Annotated in this window: 19 protein-coding genes; 8 read left to right on the plus strand and 11 right to left on the minus strand. The window is 59.3% G+C overall.

What is annotated here, in order from left to right:
- Positions 1-11: 11 nt before the first annotated feature.
- Entirely contained in the window at positions 12-503 is a 492-nt protein-coding gene (locus tag M0D69_RS15195; RefSeq protein ID WP_301782785.1) for a molybdopterin-dependent oxidoreductase, read from the minus strand.
- A gap of 192 nt (positions 504-695) precedes the next feature.
- Between M0D69_RS15195 and M0D69_RS15200 the strand changes: the two genes are divergently transcribed.
- The gene (locus M0D69_RS15200) at positions 696-1,637 is read left to right on the plus strand and encodes a hypothetical protein (protein ID WP_301782786.1); all 942 of its coding nucleotides are present in this window, start codon (positions 696-698) and stop codon (positions 1,635-1,637) included.
- A gap of 22 nt (positions 1,638-1,659) precedes the next feature.
- On the opposite strand, the gene M0D69_RS15205 is transcribed toward M0D69_RS15200, so the two are convergent.
- The gene (locus tag M0D69_RS15205; protein WP_301782787.1) at positions 1,660-2,088 is read right to left on the minus strand and encodes a molybdopterin-binding protein; all 429 of its coding nucleotides are present in this window, start codon (positions 2,086-2,088) and stop codon (positions 1,660-1,662) included.
- 226 nt (positions 2,089-2,314) lie between these two features.
- Between M0D69_RS15205 and M0D69_RS15210 the strand changes: the two genes are divergently transcribed.
- Both M0D69_RS15210 and M0D69_RS15215 read left to right on the plus strand, forming a co-directional pair.
- Positions 2,315-3,190 (plus strand): extracellular solute-binding protein, encoded by an 876-nt coding sequence (locus tag M0D69_RS15210; RefSeq protein ID WP_301782788.1) that lies wholly within the window; start codon positions 2,315-2,317, stop codon positions 3,188-3,190.
- Entirely contained in the window at positions 3,187-5,016 is a 1,830-nt protein-coding gene (locus tag M0D69_RS15215) for an ATP-binding cassette domain-containing protein (protein ID WP_301782789.1), read from the plus strand. Before M0D69_RS15210 ends, M0D69_RS15215 begins: the two co-directional genes overlap by 4 nt.
- 91 nt (positions 5,017-5,107) lie before the next feature.
- On the opposite strand, the gene M0D69_RS15220 is transcribed toward M0D69_RS15215, so the two are convergent.
- Complete coding sequence (locus tag M0D69_RS15220) at positions 5,108-5,722, minus strand: response regulator transcription factor (protein WP_301782790.1); 615 nt, start codon at positions 5,720-5,722, stop codon at positions 5,108-5,110.
- Between the two features lie 335 nt (positions 5,723-6,057).
- On the opposite strand from M0D69_RS15220, the gene M0D69_RS15225 reads away from it, so the two are divergent.
- Positions 6,058-7,518 carry an MFS transporter gene (locus M0D69_RS15225; protein WP_301782791.1) on the plus strand — a complete coding sequence of 487 codons (1,461 nt, stop codon included), beginning with the start codon at positions 6,058-6,060 and terminating at the stop codon, positions 7,516-7,518.
- Between the two features lie 187 nt (positions 7,519-7,705).
- On the opposite strand, the gene M0D69_RS15230 is transcribed toward M0D69_RS15225, so the two are convergent.
- The gene (locus M0D69_RS15230; RefSeq protein ID WP_301782792.1) at positions 7,706-7,978 is read right to left on the minus strand and encodes a hypothetical protein; all 273 of its coding nucleotides are present in this window, start codon (positions 7,976-7,978) and stop codon (positions 7,706-7,708) included.
- 132 nt (positions 7,979-8,110) lie between these two features.
- Positions 8,111-8,782: a hypothetical protein gene (locus M0D69_RS15235; RefSeq protein WP_301782793.1), complete on the minus strand. Its 672-nt coding sequence runs from the start codon at positions 8,780-8,782 to the stop codon at positions 8,111-8,113.
- A gap of 388 nt (positions 8,783-9,170) precedes the next feature.
- On the opposite strand from M0D69_RS15235, the gene motA reads away from it, so the two are divergent.
- Entirely contained in the window at positions 9,171-10,040 is an 870-nt protein-coding gene (gene motA / locus M0D69_RS15240; protein WP_301782794.1) for a flagellar motor stator protein MotA, read from the plus strand.
- 51 nt (positions 10,041-10,091) lie between these two features.
- A complete protein-coding gene (gene motB, locus M0D69_RS15245; protein ID WP_301782795.1) occupies positions 10,092-11,096 on the plus strand; it encodes a flagellar motor protein MotB in 1,005 nt (334 codons plus the stop codon).
- On the opposite strand, the gene M0D69_RS15250 is transcribed toward motB, so the two are convergent.
- Positions 11,085-11,453 carry a nuclear transport factor 2 family protein gene (locus M0D69_RS15250; protein ID WP_301782796.1) on the minus strand — a complete coding sequence of 123 codons (369 nt, stop codon included), beginning with the start codon at positions 11,451-11,453 and terminating at the stop codon, positions 11,085-11,087. The genes motB and M0D69_RS15250 overlap by 12 nt on opposite strands.
- Positions 11,454-11,754: 301 nt before the next feature.
- Here M0D69_RS15250 and M0D69_RS15255 point away from each other — a divergent pair, with 301 nt between their 5' ends.
- The gene (locus M0D69_RS15255) at positions 11,755-12,885 is read left to right on the plus strand and encodes a porin (protein ID WP_301782828.1); all 1,131 of its coding nucleotides are present in this window, start codon (positions 11,755-11,757) and stop codon (positions 12,883-12,885) included.
- A gap of 96 nt (positions 12,886-12,981) precedes the next feature.
- Here M0D69_RS15255 and M0D69_RS15260 read toward each other — a convergent pair whose 3' ends face one another.
- The 3 genes from M0D69_RS15260 to M0D69_RS15270 form a co-directional block, all read right to left on the minus strand.
- The gene (locus tag M0D69_RS15260; protein ID WP_301782797.1) at positions 12,982-14,637 is read right to left on the minus strand and encodes a bifunctional aspartate transaminase/aspartate 4-decarboxylase; all 1,656 of its coding nucleotides are present in this window, start codon (positions 14,635-14,637) and stop codon (positions 12,982-12,984) included.
- Positions 14,638-15,203: 566 nt separating this feature from the next.
- Positions 15,204-16,265, minus strand: coding sequence for an alkene reductase (locus tag M0D69_RS15265; protein WP_301782798.1), 1,062 nt, complete (start codon positions 16,263-16,265; stop codon positions 15,204-15,206).
- Between the two features lie 70 nt (positions 16,266-16,335).
- Positions 16,336-16,632, minus strand: a complete 297-nt coding sequence (locus M0D69_RS15270) for a helix-turn-helix transcriptional regulator (protein ID WP_122180354.1) — start codon at positions 16,630-16,632, stop codon at positions 16,336-16,338.
- Positions 16,633-16,908: 276 nt separating this feature from the next.
- Here M0D69_RS15270 and M0D69_RS15275 point away from each other — a divergent pair, with 276 nt between their 5' ends.
- Positions 16,909-17,820 (plus strand): LysR family transcriptional regulator, encoded by a 912-nt coding sequence (locus tag M0D69_RS15275; RefSeq protein ID WP_301782829.1) that lies wholly within the window; start codon positions 16,909-16,911, stop codon positions 17,818-17,820.
- Positions 17,821-17,830: 10 nt separating this feature from the next.
- Here M0D69_RS15275 and M0D69_RS15280 read toward each other — a convergent pair whose 3' ends face one another.
- Both M0D69_RS15280 and M0D69_RS15285 read right to left on the minus strand, forming a co-directional pair.
- Positions 17,831-19,204 (minus strand): MFS transporter, encoded by a 1,374-nt coding sequence (locus M0D69_RS15280; RefSeq protein ID WP_301782799.1) that lies wholly within the window; start codon positions 19,202-19,204, stop codon positions 17,831-17,833.
- A gap of 96 nt (positions 19,205-19,300) precedes the next feature.
- Complete coding sequence (locus tag M0D69_RS15285; protein ID WP_301782800.1) at positions 19,301-20,107, minus strand: enoyl-CoA hydratase/isomerase family protein; 807 nt, start codon at positions 20,105-20,107, stop codon at positions 19,301-19,303.
- Between the last annotated feature and the right edge of the window lie 3 nt (positions 20,108-20,110).

Below are 20,110 nucleotides of genomic sequence, written 5' to 3' on the forward strand. Positions count from 1 at the left end.
CTTGCCGCGAGTCAAACCGTCAAGACACGAGCCACGATCCGCGCAAGCCGCTTCACATGACGGGGTGCGGGAAGAATATCCGCACCTGAAAATAGAATCGGCACGCCCTCCTCGCTGGTGAGCGCGCGGCCTCCGCATTCATACGCCACGATCACGCGTTCGCCCACTGGCGTATTGAACAACTCGTGCCATGAGAAGGTGACCGCGTAGCCATCCTGCGCGACCGCAATGAACACCGTGCGCTTGAACTCGCCCTTCGGCTCAGGCCGCAGACCCGCTTTCAAGATCAGGTCTTTCAGCAACACCCCGCGATAGGTGTCGACACTGCGAATGAACCGGTTCGTCGTATAACAACGCAGATCGAATGGATCAGCGACAACGGCGGGTTGCTCCCTGAATTGCCCGAGATCGACGGACAACGGCCGCAGGAAATCCCCCTCAAGCGATATGACGGCTTGCGCAGTGGTTTCAACCGCGACTGCATGGGCGTTGGCATCACTCATTTCTCGTCCTCCAAAGGCCGGTTTCAGGCGGCTTGTCCGGCATTATATCCACCCGGATATTACGCTGCTGCCACGGCCGGCAACTCGGTGCGCAAGCAATACGCACCATACAAATTCGCGCATATGCCCGCCCAAAGGGTACTAAGCGCTATATTGGTGGCCTTCGACCAGCGCGTGAGGAAGGGAAACACGATGGTTTTTTCGCACTTCTCCAAGCGTCTTGCCCGCTACGCGCTGACAATCGCAAGCGCTTTGACGGCCGCGGCGGTCGTCACGTTATCCGCTTGCGGATCGGCGCAAGTCGCTAGCGCGCCGCAGCGCGTCTCCCTGAATGCCCGGGCGAATGGCATCGCTTTCCGTCCGGCTGACCGCAGGATTTTCATTACGGACGACAAAACCAACAGTGTGCTTTCATCGGTCGATGGCAGCATGTTCACACCGCTCGCCGCGATCCCGGTAGTAGCGGGACAAGCGAATGCGCTAAGTCAGGTGACTATCGCGGATACCGGTTCATTGCTAGCGGGGCGATTCGGATTTGGCACGGCCGGCGCCGTGTTCGACATCGGCGCAGACAAATCCGTCTCCACCCTGTCAGGCCTCGATCCAACGCGACGCAGGCTTGGCCTGAGCGCCATCGGTGCTGGAAAACTACTCTCGACCTGGTTCGTCAAGAACGGCAATGCCCCGGCAACGGGCGGCTTAAGCCTGATCACTTACGATGAATCAGCCCACGCCACATCCGAGCACAATTTGCTGACCGGTTTGGCTAAGCCCGTTGGCATCGCGGTACAAGGCGACGCCGTTTTCATTTCTGATCAGGCTGACAACATGATCCTTAAGACCAGCCTCTCAGGCTTGATCAATCACGCCCAGGCCGGCGGCTTGAACACAACGGTCATCAAGATCAATGGGCCGGACCTGCTGACCATCGATTCAAACGGTACGCTCTACACAAAATGCAATTCGACGGCGGTATGCCGGATCAACCCGGACAACTCGGTCACCGTTATCGCAAACGATTTCGAGGATGCCCGCGGGGCGGCTATCGATCCGGGGCACCACTTGCTGTACGTGATAGACCGCCAGAAATCCGCTAGCGGTACCAGCACCCTGCGATCTATTCCACTGAACTAATGCAGTGCGCTCTTAGAACCGGCTAGTCGTCCACGCCGATGATCACGCTCGACGCCTTGAAGATAGCCGTTGCCGCTTTCCCGCTAGCGAGTCCCAGCCGTTGCGCGCTTTCATTCGTGACAATAGCGGCAACCTGCGCGCCGCCCGCGACGGTAATAATGACTTCGCTGTTAACCGCACCCGGTGTCACCGCCGATACCGTTCCGGCCAGGCAATTCCTCGCCGAGACCTGGCTGCTCGCCACGTCGACCATCACGATCACAGACGACGCCTTGACCAGCGCGAATGCGGCCTTGCCGGCGGCCAGACCAAGCGATGCGGCGCTGCCATGCGTAATCACCGCGACAATCTCAAGGCCGTCATTGGCACGCAGCAAGATCTCGTCGTTGACTGCGCCGTGCTTGACGTCCACCACTTCGCCGACAAACTGATTTCGGGCGCTTGTTCGCATTATTTCTCTCCGGTTGCGGCGTCCTTCGAAGGCGTGAATCGCCGGGACGTGAGGACGCACGTTTTGCTGTGATTGCCGCTTGGTGCCGCTTAACAGGCATGCCGTAAGTTTAACGGCACTACAGCCCTCAAGCGAGGCAAAACCTGATGCCGGGGTTAACGGAAGTACTAAGTCTCAGCGTAATATAGCGGCCTTTATTGCGCCTTTAATCAACGTGGAGAATCAGATGATCCGTAAGGTGATGGTGTCGGTTGCGGTCCTGGCTAGCGGGCTGCTAAGCCATGCTGCCGCGGCGGATGAAAACGCCGTAAACGTGCTGTATGCCGGCTCGCTCGTCAATTTGATGGAGCGTAGCGTCGGCCCCGCTTTCGAAAAAGAAACCGGCTTGCATTTCCAGGGTTATGCGGCGGGATCGAACAAGATCGCCAACGAGATCAAAGGGAAGTTGCGGCGCGGCGATGTGTTCATCAGCGCGAGCCCGAAAGTCAATACGGGCTTGATGGGCGCGGCCAACGGCGACCATGTCACGTGGTATGTCACCTTCGCCGAATCTCCGCTGATGATCGGCTATAACCCGCGCAGCAAATTTGCCGCTGACTTCAAGACGAAGCGCTGGGATAAGGTCTTGCAGGAGCCGGGTATTCGCATCGGCCGGACCGATCCCAAGCTGGACCCGAAAGGCGCGTTCACAGTCGAGATGGTGACCAAGGCGGCCGACCTTTATCACCAGCCGGATCTGGTTGAAAAGACCTTGGGCGCTGCCGAAAATCCGGATCAGGTCTTGCCTGAAGAAACCCTGGTAGGACGTTTGCAATCCGGGCAACTCGACGCTGGCTTTTTCTATTCGACAGAGACCTCCGACCTGAAGATTCCATCGATTCGCCCCGCGCCAGAATTGCAAGCCAAGGCAAGCTACACGCTCACCATTCTTGGCGATGCAGCGAACTCGCCGGGTGCAACACGCTTCGTCGACTTCCTGCTTAGCGCAAAGGGTCGCGAACTGCTCAAGGAACATGGTGTCGATGTAATCAAACCCGCGATCACCGGTAACGCCCAGGCGGTGCCGCCGTCCCTCCAGGCTGTGATCGACGCTACTCGATGAAACGGACCGCTGCGCGACCGTTGCTGTGGCTCGCAGCGTTGCTCGCAATCTACTTGTGCGCCCCGTTCGTCGCGAGCATTCCGCAAGTGGGCGCGGCGGACTGGCACGGGGTCGACTGGACTACAACGCTGTCGGCGGTGGCCGTGTCGGCGGGCAGCGCAAGTGTCGCGTCGCTCGTCATTTTGTTGGGCGGCGTGCCGCTGGGTTATCTGCTCGCCCGGTCGAATTCGCGCAAGGCGGCGTTGCTCGGCTTTGTCGTGCAATTGCCGCTCGCCTTGCCGCCGCTGACGAGCGGCGTATTGCTGCTGTTTCTTCTTGGTCCCTATAGCTGGGTCGGACAACTGACCGGCGGCGCGCTGACCGACTCGTTCGCCGGCATCGTGCTGGCTGAAACGTTCGTCGCGGCGCCGTTCCTGATCATCGCTGCGCGCTCCGCATTCGCTGCCGTCGATCCGATGTTCGAAGACGTGGCCGCTACGCTGGGCCACCATGCCGGCAGCCGGTTCTTTTGCGTCAGCCTGCCCGTTGCATGGCCTGCGATCAGCGCCGGGCTGGCGCTGGCATGGCTGCGCGCATTCGGTGAATTCGGCGCCACGGTGATGGTCGCGTACCACCCCTACTCGTTGCCGGTCTATACCTACGTCGTGTTCGGCGGCCAGGGGTTGCCGGCAATGATGCCCTTGCTGCTGCCCACGCTCGCCATCGCCATAGCTTGTGCGGCGCTGTCAATTTATAGCCGCAGCGGGCGTGCTTCATCAAGCACGGAACTCGTCAATGGAGATGATACCGACGACGACATCCACGCGGCTCCGGTCCTGGAGGAGGATGACCGTCGCCTGAGCATCGCGTTGAAAAAGAACCTGGGCGGTTTCGATCTCGACATCGAATGGGCACCGCAAACACGGCGTCTTGCAATCATCGGCACGTCAGGGTCGGGCAAGTCGCTGACTTTGCGCCTGATCGCCGGGCTTGAGACAGGACAGACGGCTACCGTATTGGTTGGGGCGACCCGGCTTGACGATCTGCCTCCAGAGGACCGCAGGATCGGTTACATGCCGCAGGACTACGGTTTGTTCCCACATATGACGGTCGCCCGGCAACTGGCGTTTCCGCTGAACGCGGATGCTGCCAGCGCGCGCTTATGGGTCGATCAACTCGGCCTCTCCACGCTGCTTGGCCGCTTGCCACGGGAGCTCTCGTTCGGTCAGCGCCAGCGCGTGGCGCTCGCTCGCGCACTCACGCAGCATAGCCAGTTGCTGCTCTTCGACGAACCGTTCGCCGCACTCGACACACCGCGCCGTCGTCGTCTTCAGCAATCGCTGCGCGCGTTGCAGCGTGAGATATCGGCGGTCACGGTGATCGTCACGCATGATCCCGATGAAGCCGCGCTTCTCGCCGACGAAGTCTTGCTCATCGAGCATGGCCGTGTGCTTCAGGCGGGGCCGGTCAACGAGGTATTCGAACGCCCCGCCTCAATGCGTGTTGCGCAATTGCTTGGCTTGCACAATGTCGGGCAAGGCCGAGTAGTCGATGCAAACAGGGTCAAACTGGGCGGAGAGTTATGTTTGACGGCAGCGGGGAATGTTGAACGTTCCATAGGACAAACCGTGATGTGGCGGTTGCCGGCGCTTGCGATCACGCCATCCGATGAGGGTCTGTTCGAGGGCATGGTGGAAGGTATTGAATTGCGGCGCGGGGAGCGTTATGCGCGGCTGAAAATCCTCGGCCTAACGTTCGATATTCCCAGTGACGACCCACGTCTTAAGACTGACACGTCGCACCGGTTTTCCATCGACGCGAATAAATTAACTATCTGGACCATTTGAGGGGTCGCGACGAAAACCACCTCTCCGGGCACAAACGAAAAAGCCGTCTTGCGACAGCTTTTTCAGTCTTGAACGGTACGCATGCCACACATCATGCAGTGGCTTCTTCTTGCATATGTGCTTCAACCGCACTGTCGCCATACAAGTGCAACAGGCGATAACCGCTCTTATACACGGGTTGCAAGCGAAAGTGGTTGATCGGCTCGATGGTCAGTGCAAGCCTCAAGCGTGAGACATGGCTGTCGATGGTTCGCGTGGTCTCACGAAACTCGCGTCCCCAGACCATTGCTAAGATGTGATCGCGCGACAAGACCCGGCCAATGTTCGAGAAAAACAGGAGCGCCAGCCGGAACTGCGTGCCGCTCAGTTGCACGGGTTGGCCGCGTACCGTCACGCTCTGCTGCCGCGAATCGAAGCGATATGGACCCAGCTCAGTGATAGCGGCGGTGTTCGCCGGATAGGCGCGCCACAACAACGCGGCCACGCGTGCGCCAAACTCGCCGGAGCGCATCGACTTGAGCAGATCGAGCCCGGACAAACCGGCGGAGTGCCAGTCGAGAACCAGCATGTCGACAGTGGAACGGGACAGCGATTTCGACATCGATAAACCGTCGCTGAAGGGAATGCAGACATGGCCAAGCCGTTCGATGATTTCGCCGATGACGAAACGATGCTGGGGATCGGATTGAAGAATTGCGACGCGCATGATAACGGGACCGGTGAACCTGCAAACGGTGACTTCGGGGCGTATTGCGAGACGTCATTGAAGGCACCAAAGAAGGTCTCATGACGCTTCACGAGACCACTTGATACGCGCGAATTCTCCAGAGCGACACTCACTTGATCCATCGGAAAACTCTTAAATACGTTCTCCACACCGTCACAAATGCTTTCAATTTGTCGCGCGAAGTCACTGTGTGTGCCGACACGTGGCGGAACCGGACCATTTCAGATAGGCGTTGTAGGGCCGCTCTCCGCGGTGCATGCATATTTCACGAAGCACGGAAACGTCGAACGGTTCGTGTCGATAAGCTGGTCTTCATGAACTCGAACCTTTCCTCCTCACGCGCCGGACTGAGTACACGTCAGACGCTGATCGTCACCACGGCCAGCATGGGTTTCGTGGTCTCTCAACTCGATGTCACCATCGTCAACGTGGCGCTCGCGAGCATCGGGCGCGACCTGCACGCAAGCGTGGCCGGCCTGCAGTGGACGGTGGACGCCTACGCGCTCGCATTCGCCGCGCTGATGCTCTCGGCGGGCGTGCTCGGCGACCGCTTCGGCGCGCGGCGCTTGTTCGTTGCGGGCTTGGTTCTGTTCGCGCTCGCGTCCGCTGCTTGCGGCTTTGCAATGGATGCGACACAACTGGTCGCGGCGCGCGCATTGCAGGGCATTGGCGCCGCCGCGATGCTGCCCAACTCCCTGGTGCTGCTCAACCAGTCCTGCGGCCATGACGACGGGCTGCGGGCGCGTGCCGTGGGCTTGTGGACGGCAGCGGGCGCGGTGTCGATTGCCGCGGGGCCGATCGTCGGTGGCCTGCTGATTGCGGCGTTCGGCTGGCGCAGCATCTTCTGGGTCAACGTGCCGTTATGCGTGGCGGGCATCGTGGCAACATACTTATGGATCGTCGATAAAAAACCGGAGAAAAAAGCACGCGGTATCGACTTGCCCAGGCAGGCACTCGCGACCATTGCACTGACCGCCTTCGTGGGCGCCATGATCGAACTCCGGCCGCTGGGACTGATGCATCCACTGGTCATCGGCGGGATTGTCGCGGCGCTTCTGGCAGCATCGGGATTCGTGCTGATCGAGCGGCGCGCGTCCGCGCCCATACTTCCGCCCGCGCTGTTTCGTAATCGCACGTTCAATTCGGCTATCGTGTTCGGAATCTGCGTGAATCTTACGTACTACGGAATGGTGTTCGTGCTGAGCCTGTACTTGCAGCGCGTGCTTGGCCATACGCCGCTGGAAGCCGGACTAGCTTTCCTGCCGCTCACGGGGGGTTTCCTGTTGTCGAACCTGGCTAGCGGAGTCGTCGTTGCGCGCTTCGGCTCACGTTTGCCGATGATCGTCGGCGCATTGGTCGATGCAGCAGGTTTTGCCGCGCTGCTGTTCGTCAATGCGTCTACGCCTGTAGTCGCGTTGCTGTTGCCCTTCCTGTTGATCCCGACCGGCATGGGACTCGGCGTTCCCGCGATGACAACCGCCGTATTGGGCACCGTTGACCCTGAACGCGCAGGCACGGCGTCGGCGGTGCTGAACACCGCGCGGCAAGCGGCCGGTGCGATCGGTGTCGCTGCGTTCGGCGCGCTGGCAAGTCACGCGGCGGGTGGGGACAGCGCGCAGATCGTGACGGGCGTGAAAGCGTCGGCGGGGGTATCGGTGGCGTTGCTGTTGTTCGCAGCGGTGATGGCGCGACGGGTGGTCGAGAGCAAGCGGGCAAAGGGAGATAACGCGCGTAAGCCGGTTTCAGTTGAGTGCAGCAAGGGGACACAGCACTGAGATCATGGAGCGTGTCAGGAACGCTCGTTGCATGACTATTGATAGTCGCGTCTTTGAATCTGACGTTGCCTGAAATTGCCTGAGGCTGAGGCTGTTAACCACTAGAAACCCACTAGAAATCACTAGAAAAAATGCCCGCCTGCTTTAACCCGGGCGGGCATTTTTTCTGAGAGGGTGCGGTACGAAATCAGAGCGCCGCAATCAGCACTTCGCCCGTTGCAAGCGCGCGTTCGATCAGCCCTTCCTGTTGCGCCTTGCGCACTGCATTGGCGACAAAAGTTTCCGGTGCTTCGATCTCAGCCTTGATCGCGCCGATAATCCCCGACGCCTCGACAATCACAAGCGACTTCGCCGAATCTGCGCGGCTGATGATGACACGTTGCGGACTGCCGCCGTCTGCGATGCTTGCGCAGAACTGCACCGGCTTGCCGTCGATGGTTTGCTCGAAAGTTTGAATCATCGCCAAGGTTCGCCTGTAGTAGATGAAAGGGAGCTATGGTGCGCATAAAACATCGCCCACCATGTTCCCTATTGAGCATCAAGCGCGCCAGAGGTTCAAATTTTGTAGGCCCGGACGAACTCGCAACCGTCCTTAGAAACGATACGTTACGCCTAACTGAACTACCGGATACCAGCGATACCGATCTACTTGATTGGCGATGTTTTGCTCCTCCTGGTCAATATTCGCCTGCGTCGTGAGCTGGCTGTAGATGGCCGGCACGGAATAGGAAACGCGGGGACGGCCATAAGCCACGCCAAGGTCGAACATGAAACCAAAACCCTTCGACAGCGGTTTGTGACCATAACCCACGCCAAGGTACGGCATCACGCTCGGCAAGCGCACTGTTGCCGACGGCGCAGGGCCAACGGCCGGCACGTAGTCATCGCCGATCTTGTAGTTGCCGTCCGCGTTGGGAACTGCATGCGCGGTCAGTTTGTCGCCGTTGATCAACGCGCCGCCCGTGACACGAAAACCGCTCGTGGAAAACGGAAACAGGTCAAGGTAGAGACCGCCTTGCCTCAGGTTCACATGGCCGTCGTATTTGTTGCCGCTGGCCGTGAACGAATGCGACAAGCCGAAGCCCTCCACTTCCGCATGGGCGCCCACCCATGAGTTGAAGGAATATGCCGCGCCTATGCCCGCGCCCAGCGTCCCGCCCTGCACGTAAACCTCCTGTGCGTGGGCTACATCCGTTGCCAGCAACGCGATCATTGCGGCCGTTGCCGCGCTCAAGACAGTGTTCACTGCACCCCTCTCCGTCATGTCCCGGATCCTTTCCCGTGGCGAGACTTTACGGTTTCGATAAACGATTCAATAAAGCGAACAGTGACCGTTTTCGAGCCCAATTCGACGAGCCATAAAAATCGCCGGACCAGTGTACGGACGGGCGTCAGGGCATTCTTCCGTTAGCTCAAATCGTCTGAAGAGGCGAGGATCGCATCATCGAACTTAATGATCGGATGAATCGATCAACCAATGCGGTGAGCACCATTGAAGGCATCGCCCCCGATTGGAAAGTAATTTTTGCCGTGCTATGTAAACCGATCAAGAAAAGATACCTCCGCTCCACCCTAAATCTGCGGGTTCGCTTGCCGTTAAGCTCTAAGACAGCTTCATTCAAAGGAAGCACCAAAAATCAGGCGGAGAGCGCATGTTTGTCGTTATTGGCTGGGTCGTGGTCATCGGGTCGGTGATCGGAAGCTTCATGGGCGTAGGCGGCCATCTGAAGGCGCTGTTCCAGCCCTTCGAACTGCTGTGTATCTTCGGCGGGGCGGTCGGCGCGTTCGTCGTTTCGAATCCACTCGCTACGCTCAAGAAGACAGTCAAGGTCATGCCGAACGCTTTCAAGACGGGCGGTTATTCGAAGGACAAGTACGTGCAGCTCATCGCGCTGCTATACGAGCTGCTTCAGAAGGCGCGCAAGGAAGGCATGATGGCGCTGGAAGTGGATGTTGAAGCGCCGGAGAACAGCCCGACATTCAAGAAGTACGAACACGTGCTGAACGACCACCATCTGCTGGAATTTATTGTCGACTATCTGCGCATGATGTCGAGCGGCAACATCAACGCGCTCGAGTTGCAGGACCTGATGGACGAAGAGCTTGAGACGCATCATGCCGAAACGTCATTGGCGGCCGGCGCAATCCAGAAGATGGCCGACGGCCTGCCCGCATTCGGTATTGTCGCGGCCGTGATGGGCGTCGTGCACACCATGGGCTCGGTCGGCGCCGCGCCCGCCGTACTCGGCGAAATGATCGCGGGCGCGCTGGTCGGCACGTTTCTCGGCATCCTGCTCGCGTATGGTTTCTTCGGGCCGCTAGCCGATCTGCTGACCGCAAAAGGCCAGGCGGAAGCCAAGCCGTTCCAGTGCGTGAAGTCCGTACTGCTTGCATCGATGAACGGTTATGCACCGGCCATCGCCGTCGAGTTCGGGCGCAAGGTGCTGTTCACCGCCGATCGTCCGACCTTCAAGGAACTCGACGACGCCGTCCGCGCCACCAAGCAGCCGAAGTCGGCGTGACGAGCCCCAACCACCCGGCGCACATCACGCCGCTTAGTACGAGGTTCGCTCATGGCTGACACCCCGAATCGCGACCCCATGCAGTCGATCCTGTCGCCAACCGTTGTAGTACGTCGCAAGAAGAAATCCGGCCACGGCGGCGGCCATCATGGCGGTGCATGGAAGATCGCCTACGCCGACTTCGTCACGGCCATGATGGCGTTCTTCCTGCTCATGTGGCTGCTCGGCTCGACCTCGAAGTACGACAAGCAGGGCATTGAAGACTACTTCAACACCCCCCTCTCGACGATCTTCGGCGGCAAGGACGGCAGCGGCGCTGCACGCACGAGCGTGATCAATGGCGGCGGCCGCGATCTCTCCAGTTCCCGTCCCGGCGAAGCGACCAAGAGCCAGGCTCAGCCGCTGCCGAAGACTCCTGTACGGGCCGCCGCCACCGCGGCAACCGAAGACGATGCGCAGCGCCTGCAGCAACTCAAGCAAAAGCTCAGCGCGTTGATCGAACACACGCCGGCGCTGCGCGCTTACAAGGATCAGATTCGAATCGACATTACGAGCGAAGGCTTGCGTATCGAGATCGTGGATTCGCTCAAGCGCCCCATGTTCGCCTCGGGCAGCGCGAAGCTCGAAGCTTATGTGGTGACCATCCTTTCGCAGATCGGTGCATCGCTGAACGACGTGGACAACCGCGTGTCCATCGCGGGGCATACGGACGCCGTGCCCTACTCCGGCGGTGAAGCAGGTTATTCGAACTGGGAGTTGTCGAGCGAACGCGCCAACGCTGCACGCCGCGCGTTGATTGCGGGCGGCATGAGCGAAGGTAAGATCTTGCAAGTACGTGGACTGGCCGATGTATTGCCTCTGAACAAAGCAGTCGCCGACGAACCGACCAACCGGCGCATCAGCATTCTCGTATTGAACAAGGCCGCCGAACAGGCGTTCTTCACAGACGGCGGCCGTACCGCTGTGGACGAATCACAGCCGGCAAGCAGCGTGATTCCGGCCGTTATCGAAGAACAAATAGCCAAGCCGCATGGTGCAACGCCCTCAAAAGGCTAACACGCTGCAGTGGGCGGCCACGATCCGCCAGCCGCTTTCCGTCTCGACCCACATGCGCGTGTAGCGAAGGTTGCCTGAGAGCGGTACACCACCGAATTGGCCGCTCAGCGCCGCATGCGTGAGCGTCACTGCGCTCTTCTCATACACACGTACCGTCTGTTCCTTGATCTCCAGCCGCTCGATTCGCTGCACCCCGTAGCGATGCGCGTTCAAGTCGTCGGCCTTGCTCCACACCTTGCCTGTCGCATCGACGAACGTGAGGTCGTCGGCGAGCAGTGCGTCGAGCACACCCACGTCCGATGCCAGCATGGCCTTCTGCAACCGCCCTTCCAGTTCCGCAATCACGCTCTCGCTCATCGCATCGTCCTTAGCTAGAAGATGAAGAGTCGCCAGCATAGCGCAGCGGCTCTGCGTGACCCGGTCGACGGGCATTTTTCATCGGCTGGTCCATTCGCTGGCAACGCTAGCCACACGCGCCGGAAGAAATATCTTGTAGCCGTCGCTTAAAAACAACTGTCATCTACCTTACACACGTGTTCGCTAAAGTCCGCCCGTCTCGAGTTATGAACCGTAAGAGTTCAACGCCGTGCATCACTTAATCACACCCACGCTTAGGGAGAACGTTTTGAACCGTAAAACACTGCTCGCCACTTCCGCAATGGCGGCATTCGCCGCATCGGCTACTTCTGCTCAAGCTCAAAGCAGCGTCACGCTCTACGGCCTTATCGATGCAGGTATCAGCTATGTGAACCACAGCGCCGTCGGCACGACCGGCAGCTCGAAGAATTTCAAGTATGACGACGGCGTGGCACAAGGCAGCCGTTGGGGCCTGCGCGGCGCGGAAGACCTGGGCGGCGGACTGAAGGCGATCTTCACATTGGAGAACGGCTTCAACAGCGGCAACGGCACGCTCGGCCAGGGCGGCGCGGAATTCGGCCGGCAAGCGTACGTGGGGATTTCGAAGACGGACATTGGCTCGGTCACCCTCGGCCGGCAATACTCGTTCTCGACCGACTACCTCGGCGCTTCGTATTCGATCGGCGGCCAGACGGTTGCAGGCAACTACGCATACCACATCAACGACGTCGACCAGCTTACGTCTAGCCGTATCAACAACTCGGTCAAGTTCAGCAGCGCGAACTTCAGCGGCGTGACGTTCGGCGGTATGTACGGCTTCTCGAACGCGGCTGGCGCGTTCGCCGGCGCGCCGACCACGAGCGCCTCGAGTTCGTCGCGCGCTTACAGCTTCGGCGTGAACTACGCGACAGGCCCGTTCGGTATCGGCGCGGCTTATACAGACATCCACTTCCCGGGTTCCGCTACGCCGGCATTCAGCACGAGCATCGCGAACGTGTCGACGGGCGGCTCGAAGGATCTGCGCACGTTCGGCGTTGGCGCAAACTACAAGTTCGCCGCTGCTACGGTGTTCGCTCTCTGGACCAATACGCGCTTTGAAGCGATCTCGGGCGCGACGTCGAAGTTCAACACGTATGAAATCGGCGGCAAGTATGCGTTCACGCCGGCTATTACCGGCGGCCTCGGCTACACGTACATGAAGCTGACCGATTCGGCCCAAGGCAAGTGGCAACAGGTCGACGCAAGCGCGGACTACGCGCTGAGCAAGCGTACCGATGTCTACGTGCTGGGTATCTATCAACACGCGTCGGGTAAGAATGGAACCACTCCTGTGCAGGCGCAGATCGGTTCGAGCACGAGCTACTTCGGCACGTCGGGCAACGGTACGAGCAATCAGATCGCTGCACGCGTGGGTATTCGTCACAAGTTCTAAAGCAGGCGTTTGATGATAGAACGGGCCGCTGGAAGCAGCGGCCCGTTTTTCGTTTGATGCTCGTTCAGACGCTTCTTTCGAAGCGTTGTTACTGTCTCAGAGCACCTTGTTTATATCGAGCGACTTGCCCGTGGCTGCGTTGTAGCGCTCGACGTACTCCACCATCAGCTTGCGCATCGCGCGGCCGATCGCCTTGTAGTCGCTCTCGTTTAGATTGGCGAGTGACACACGGCCAGACGGGTGTTGCGTGCCGAAGCCGCGTCCCGGCAAGAGCACGACACGCGCTTCCTTCGCGAGCCGGAACAGCAGCTCGGACGGCTCGGTGTTCTCGAAGAGCCACGCGACGAACTCCGGCCCATACGCACGATTGCCGAGGAATTCGAGGTCGATGATGGTGTAGTAGTCGACCTGGTTCACGTCGCTGTCGTCGAACGTAATCCCTATCTCCCGATACAACGCGTCCTTGCGGCCGCGAATCAGGCGCTTGAGCGCGTTCTTGTAGGCCTCTGGGGTGTCCATCAGCGAGAAGAGCGAGAACAGCACCATCTGCACCTGCTGCGGCGTGGAGAGGCCTGCAGTGTGATTCAACGCGACGGTGCGGCTGTCGGCCACCAGGCGGTCGATGAACTTGAGGTTCTCCGGCTCCGTGGTAATGGATTCATAACGCTCGTGCAGTTCATGGCGTTGTTCCTTCGGCAGCTTGCGGATCAGCTCGTCGATCACATTCTCACGGTGCATCGCGATCGTGCCGAGCCGCCAGCCGGTCGCGCCGAAGTACTTCGAATACGAGTACACGAGGATAGTGTTCTTCGGGCACAGCGCGAACAGCGAGACGAAGTCGTCGGCGAAGGTGCCGTACACGTCATCGGTGAGCAGGATCAGGTCCGGCCGCTCTTTCACGATCTGCGCGATGTACTCCAGGCTCTCGGTATCGATCTTGACCGAAGGCGGATTGCTCGGGTTCACGAGGAAAAACGCCTTCACTTTCGGATCGCGCAACTTGTCCAGTTCCTGCTTCGAATATTGCCAGCCCCGTTCCACGTCGGCGTCGAGATTGACCACGTTCAACTGGTAGTCGTTAAGCGTCGGGATTTCTATATACGGCGTGAAAATAGGCGAGCCCAGCGCGATGGTGTCACCCGGTTTGATCAGGTGATTCTCACGCATCGTGTTGAAGATGTAGGTCATCGCGGCCGTGCCGCCTTCGGTCGCGAAGACATCGAAGTCGCCGATGAACGGGCGCTTGCCAATCATCTCCTTCCTCAGATACTGCGCGACGATCACTTCCGACAACTTCAGCATCCGGTCCGGCACTGGATAGTTCGAGGCGAGAATACCCTCGCACATTTCATACAGGAATTCGCCGCCGTTAAGGCCAAGCTGATCGCGGACATACGACAACGCACCGCGCAGGAAGTCGATGCCGGGAACGCCCTTGTTGTCGCGCGCGAATATTTCAAAGCGCTCTTCTAGCCCCTCGTGCTTCGGAAAGCCACCCAGCCCTTCGGGCATGTGGGCAAACGAGCGCTCCGACTCGCGCATGGCGAAGAGGCCGAGTTGCCAGAAGCCATGGCGCGGAACAGTTGCGAGGAAGTTGGGGTTGCCCCGGCCGGCATTCAGCATTGCCGCGTTTGCGGGCCGTTCGACCGCTCCGCCGCCGGCGGCCTTGATCAACTCGTCCTTGAGTTCGAACGGGCTGAGCGCCGCAATCTTGGATTGCTCCTGCGAGCCCGCCTTTGTAGATTTTGCCATCCAACACCTCCAGAAATGATCGACTGCTTGCAAGAGCGACGTTGTCGGGAAAAACGTCAGTCCCTTTGGGAAAAAGCGGCAATGAATTTTCGGGTTATGCGTCTTCGGTTGCGACCTGTTATCAATGAATCAGGCTGCTTCATTTCAATTGGATTTCGCAACAATGCGGAAAATACATGATCGGCTTCTTTATAAATTATGAGCATGTTTATTTTAGGCATCGAAATAATCCAGACACTACTCACGAGATCGCGAGTTATTAGTCTAGGGGAGAAAACTTCAAATGCAATCGCTTTATGTTTCCCCCGGGGCTTGCGCTAGCAGGCGTTTGCTGGCAACGGCGACGGCGAATGTAATAAAACGGACTTTAAGCGACTGAATGTAGCAGTCATATTAATAATCGCAACAACATGAAGAGCTGCATGCGAAGTGCGATTACATCCTGGAAAGCTATACGTCAAAGTATTTGAAGGCCCGCTGTCCCGATGCTTATGTCAGGCGCTAAAAACAAAACAGCCGGTGACTCCATATAGAGCCACCGGCTGCCAAAGCAAAAACCCTGATGCTTAGTCCATCGTCTCGAGCGTCGGGTAGTCGGTATACCCTTCCGCGCCGCGAGCGTAGAACGTCTCGCTAATCGGCGCATTCAAGGCAGCATCGCTCTCGAAGCGTTTCACGAGATCCGGGTTAGCGATAAACAACTGCCCCCACGCGACGGCGTCTGCGTCACCGCGGTCCAGCGCTGCCTGAGCACTTTCCTTGGTGAACCTTTCGTTCGCGATATAAACCCCGCCAAAGACCTTCTTCAACTGCGGTCCGATCGAATCTTCGCCAACGCGCTCACGTGCAGCGATGAAAGCGATCTTGCGCTTGCCCAACTCACGTGCGACATAACCAAACGTTGCTGCGCGATCGCTATCGCCCATTGTGTGCGAATCGGCACGCGGTGCGAGGTGCATGCCCACACGATCAGCGCCCCATACTTCAATACACGTATCGACGACTTCAAGCATCAGGCGCGCGCGGTTTTCGATCGGGCCGCCATAGATGTCCGTGCGCTTGTTCGTGCTGTCCTGCAGGAACTGGTCGAGCAGATAGCCGTTTGCGCCATGCACTTCAACGCCGTCGAAACCAGCGCGCTTCGCGTTCTCGGCACCCTTGCGGAATGCTGCAATCACGCCCGCGATTTCGTCGAGCTCGAGTGCCCGCGGCGTTACGTATTCGCGCTGCGGGCGCACCAGGCTCACGTACCCTTGTGCCGCGATCGCGCTCGGTGCAACCGGCAGGTCGCCATTGAGGAAGATTGGATCCGAGATACGCCCGACGTGCCACAGTTGCAGCAGGATGGTGCCGCCCGCGTCATGGACCGCCTTCGTCACAAGCTTCCAGCCTTCGACCTGCTCGTCCGACCAGATTCCCGGCGTTTCGGCGTAACCCACGCCTTGCGGGATCACGGAGGTTGCTTCGCTCAGGATCATGCCGGCTGCTGCGCGGTCGGCGTAATACTGTGCCATCAATGCGTTCGGCACACGTTCAACACCTGCGCGCTGACGCGTCAGCGGCGCCATGATGATGCGGTTGCGAAGATTAAAAGCACCTGCTTTGAGCGGGTCGAAAAGATTGGGCATTTGAAAGCATTCCTAAATAGGTTGAAAGGAAATCCAGCAACCAAAACACAATGGAAACAGGCTGAACGCGTCAGAGACCGTTACGAAGCTGATCGAGAAACTCCTTGATGACTGCTTCGTCACGCTTGAAAAATATCCACTGCCCGACCCGTTTCGACGTCACCAGACCCGCTTTGTGAAGTGTGGCCAAGTGAGCCGAGACCGTGGATTGGGACATGCCGCAACGCGCGTCGATCTGACCCGCGCACACGCCACTCGCCAGCGGAAACTCCTGCTCGCTGAAGTAGGCTTCCGGCTCCTTGAGCCACACGAGAATCTCGCGTCGAACCGGGTTGGCCAGGGCCTTGTGAATGGCGTCGATATCCATGAAAAACGGCTGTAGAAAATAGGCAGAATCGCGATGTAGCGAAGTATATTTCGCAAAAGTCCGATATACAAGCATTCCACTAGCGCCGATAGGGGTAATCCCTTGCATTCTCCCGTCAGGTTGTGGCGCAGTTGTCGGTGATCCGTTCAACCGACGTGAGGATCAGTGCGGATCAGATACGCAGGGCGTTTCCACGCGTCCATCGTGACCTCGAACACGCTGGCATCGGGCGAGTGGTTGTGGTCTCATTCCCCCTTTGGATCAGGCCGGCCGTTCATGGATTTGAAGCAGATTCACTATTTCATCGCGCTGTTCGAAGACGGCTCGGTCACGCGTGCGGCGAAGCGGCTCAACATCGTGCAGCCTGCGCTCAGCATGCAGATATCGAAGCTCGAAGCCGAGCTTCATCAGCCGCTGTTCGAACGCGGACCGCACGGCATGACGCCGACCGACGCCGCGCGCCTGATGTACCGGCTCTACGTGCCGATCATTCGCGACATCGAGCACGCGCGCAAGCAACTGAGCCGCAGCGACGTAATCGTCACCGGGCGCGTGACGCTCGGCATGGTGTCGTCGGAAGCGGAGAGCGTGTTGCCCGAGTCGCTTGCCGCCTTCAACGCAATGTTTCCGCAAGTGGAAGTGTCAGTGGCCGACGGCTTCAGCGCACAACTGATCGATGCGGTCGAGGCCGGCCGCCTGGATGCCGCTATCATCAACAAGCCGCGCGGACGGCTTTCGCTGGATACGCGCTCCTTGCTCGACGAAGAGATGGTGCTGGTCACGAGCGTTGTCCACGGACGGCCGATGCCGGAGACCATCGACCTGGCTGAACTCGGCGATCTGGAGCTTGTGCTGCCCACGCGCCGCAATGGTCTGCGCGGCGCGCTGGACGCCGCGCTTCTCAACGCGGACATCGTGATCAAGCCGAAGTTTGAAATCGACCTGCTGAACACGATCGTGCAGTTCGTCGAACAGAGCAACGTGGCTACGATCCTGCCGCGTGTCGTCGTCCAGCGGAAAGTGGACGACGGCACATTGCGCGCGTACCGCATCGTGTCTCCGGGGATCGTGCGGCATATCGTGTGCGTAAGTCATCCGAAGCGGCCGATCGGCGCCGCGACGAATGCGCTCATTGAAATTATCACCGACAACATCCGTCGCGTGACCACGACAGCCACTCCCTCGTAACACCTGACGTTCAACCTGCGCGCGCCGAACGATTTTCAAGCCTGCCCAACGTCTCTGGGACGATGAGCGCCCCCGCGAGAAAGATCACGCTGATCACGCCAACGAAGATGGCAAGCGTCATCGGCAACTCGCTCGCGTCCTTCGCCACCAGCGAGACGGCAGTGGGCATCATGCCGCCGATCGCAAAGCCAATATTCCATGAAAGCCCCGTCCCCGTTGCGCGGATCGCGGTCGGAAAACGTTCGTTCAGGAAGATCAGGAGAGGCGCATAACCCGCACTGCCCAGCGCGCTCAACACGACCGCGTAGACGCCGATCATCGTGATACTTTGCGCCGTGGGCAACAGCAGGAACAGCGCCGGCAGCGCGATCAGGCGCACCAGCCCGATCCAGATAAACGCGCTCTTGCGCCCAATGAACGTGCTCAGATGCCCCGCTGCAACCGACGCAAGCAGCACCCCCACGCTTGCCATCATCAGGATGGCCGCAGCCGCGCCGTTGGGCGCGTGGCTGACCACTTTGAGGAAAGTCGGCAGATAACCCGAGGTCAGGTAATAACCGCTGCCACCGCCAATGGTGAGCAGCAGGTTGACTAACAGGATGCCGCGATAGTCCCGCGAAAACAGCGTCTTGATTGGCGAGCGGATCACTTCAACCGGCACGGACGGATCGCGGTTCGCCGCCTTCGCGGCCTTCTCCGCCGCGAGCTTTTTCCACAGCGGTGACTCTTCGAGGCTATTGAACACAAACAGCCCGAGCACCGAACTGATGATTCCAGTGAAGAACATGCAACGCCAGCCCCAGACGTCGAAGAGCTCGCCCGGGAAGATTGATGACATCGTCAGGAATACGATGGAAGCCAGCAGTGCGCCGAGGCCTGCACCGCCACCGCCGATCAAACCTGAAACCGCGCCGCGATATTTCGGCGCAACCGATTCCGTCCCGATGGTATGCGTCGACGCAACCACGCCGCCCACGAACACGCCCTGCACCAGCCGCAGTATGAGGAACAGGATTGGTGCAACGAGGCCGACCTGCGCAACCGTAGGCAAGACACCAAAGAGCGCCGTCGATATCCCCACGCCGACCACCGCAAGGATCATTGCGCCCTTGCGTCCGTGACGGTCCGCGTAGGAACCGAACCACGCGGAGCCGAGCGGACGCATCAGCAAGGTCACCGCGAACGATGCGTATACCGCCGCCAGCGAAAGCATGGCGTGCTGGGACGGGAAGAACAGCCGGCCAACCACGGGCGCAACATACAACAGCACAAACAGATCGAATAGATCGAGTGCCCAACCCAGGCATGAGGCCACCACAGCACCCATAACCTGTCGCGTGTTTACTTCGGGCGCGGCGGCGCTTTCCTGAGCTGTTACGGACATTTATATCTCCTTGAAAGTCGCGGCGCTGTCTGTCGATCAGCCCCGTGTTTATAGCCACGTTTAAGTTTCGTGCTCTTGTATTGTCTGGTGCGACGTTCAGCTGCCGCGAAACACTGGCTTGCGTTTGCCGTGAAACGCTTCCACGCCTTCGCGGAAATCGTCCGATGTGCGCAGCCGGCTATAACAATGCCCTTCGAGTTCTATAGCGATCGAGAGCGGCGCGTCTTCCGTGTCGTTGAGCAGCTTCTTTGCGGTGCGTTGCGCGAGAGGCGAGAACGCGCGCAGTTCATCGACGAGTGCATCGGTCGTGGCTTCGAGCTGCGCGTCGGCGACGCACTCCACCGCGATGCCCCATTCGTACGCCTGCTTGCCGGGGATCCGGCGCGAACGCATCACAATGTCCTTGGTCCTGCCGATCCCCACCATCTTCTGCAAGCGCGCCGATCCGCCTGAGCCCGGAATCTGGCCGAGCTTTTGTTCCGGCAGCGCGTAGAAAGTGGTATCGGTCGCGATGCGGAAATCGCACGCCAGCGACAACTCGAATCCCACGCCGAAACAGAAGCCGCGATTCGCGGCGATCACCGGCTTCGAGCAGCGCGCGGGCGCTGCGATATTCCACGCAAGCTTCGACACATGCTCCGGCGATGCTTCAAGGAAACCCTTGATGTCACCGCCGCTGGAAAAATGCTCGCCGTTGGCGCGGACCACGATCACGCGCACGCGATCGTCCTCGTCGAGCGCTTCGAATGCCGCGCGCAACTGGTCGCGTGCGTGCATCGAAATGACGTTGAGCGGCGGGCGATGCAAAACGATGTCGGCGCGTTCGCGTTTTTCATCGACTTCAATCGAGAAGCCGTCCAGTTCCTGCAACAGCGTCTGGCCGCGATGGGTCAAATCAGTCATCGG

It is taken from the genome of Caballeronia sp. SEWSISQ10-4 2 (assembly GCF_030464885.1).
Taxonomy (GTDB): domain Bacteria; phylum Pseudomonadota; class Gammaproteobacteria; order Burkholderiales; family Burkholderiaceae; genus Caballeronia.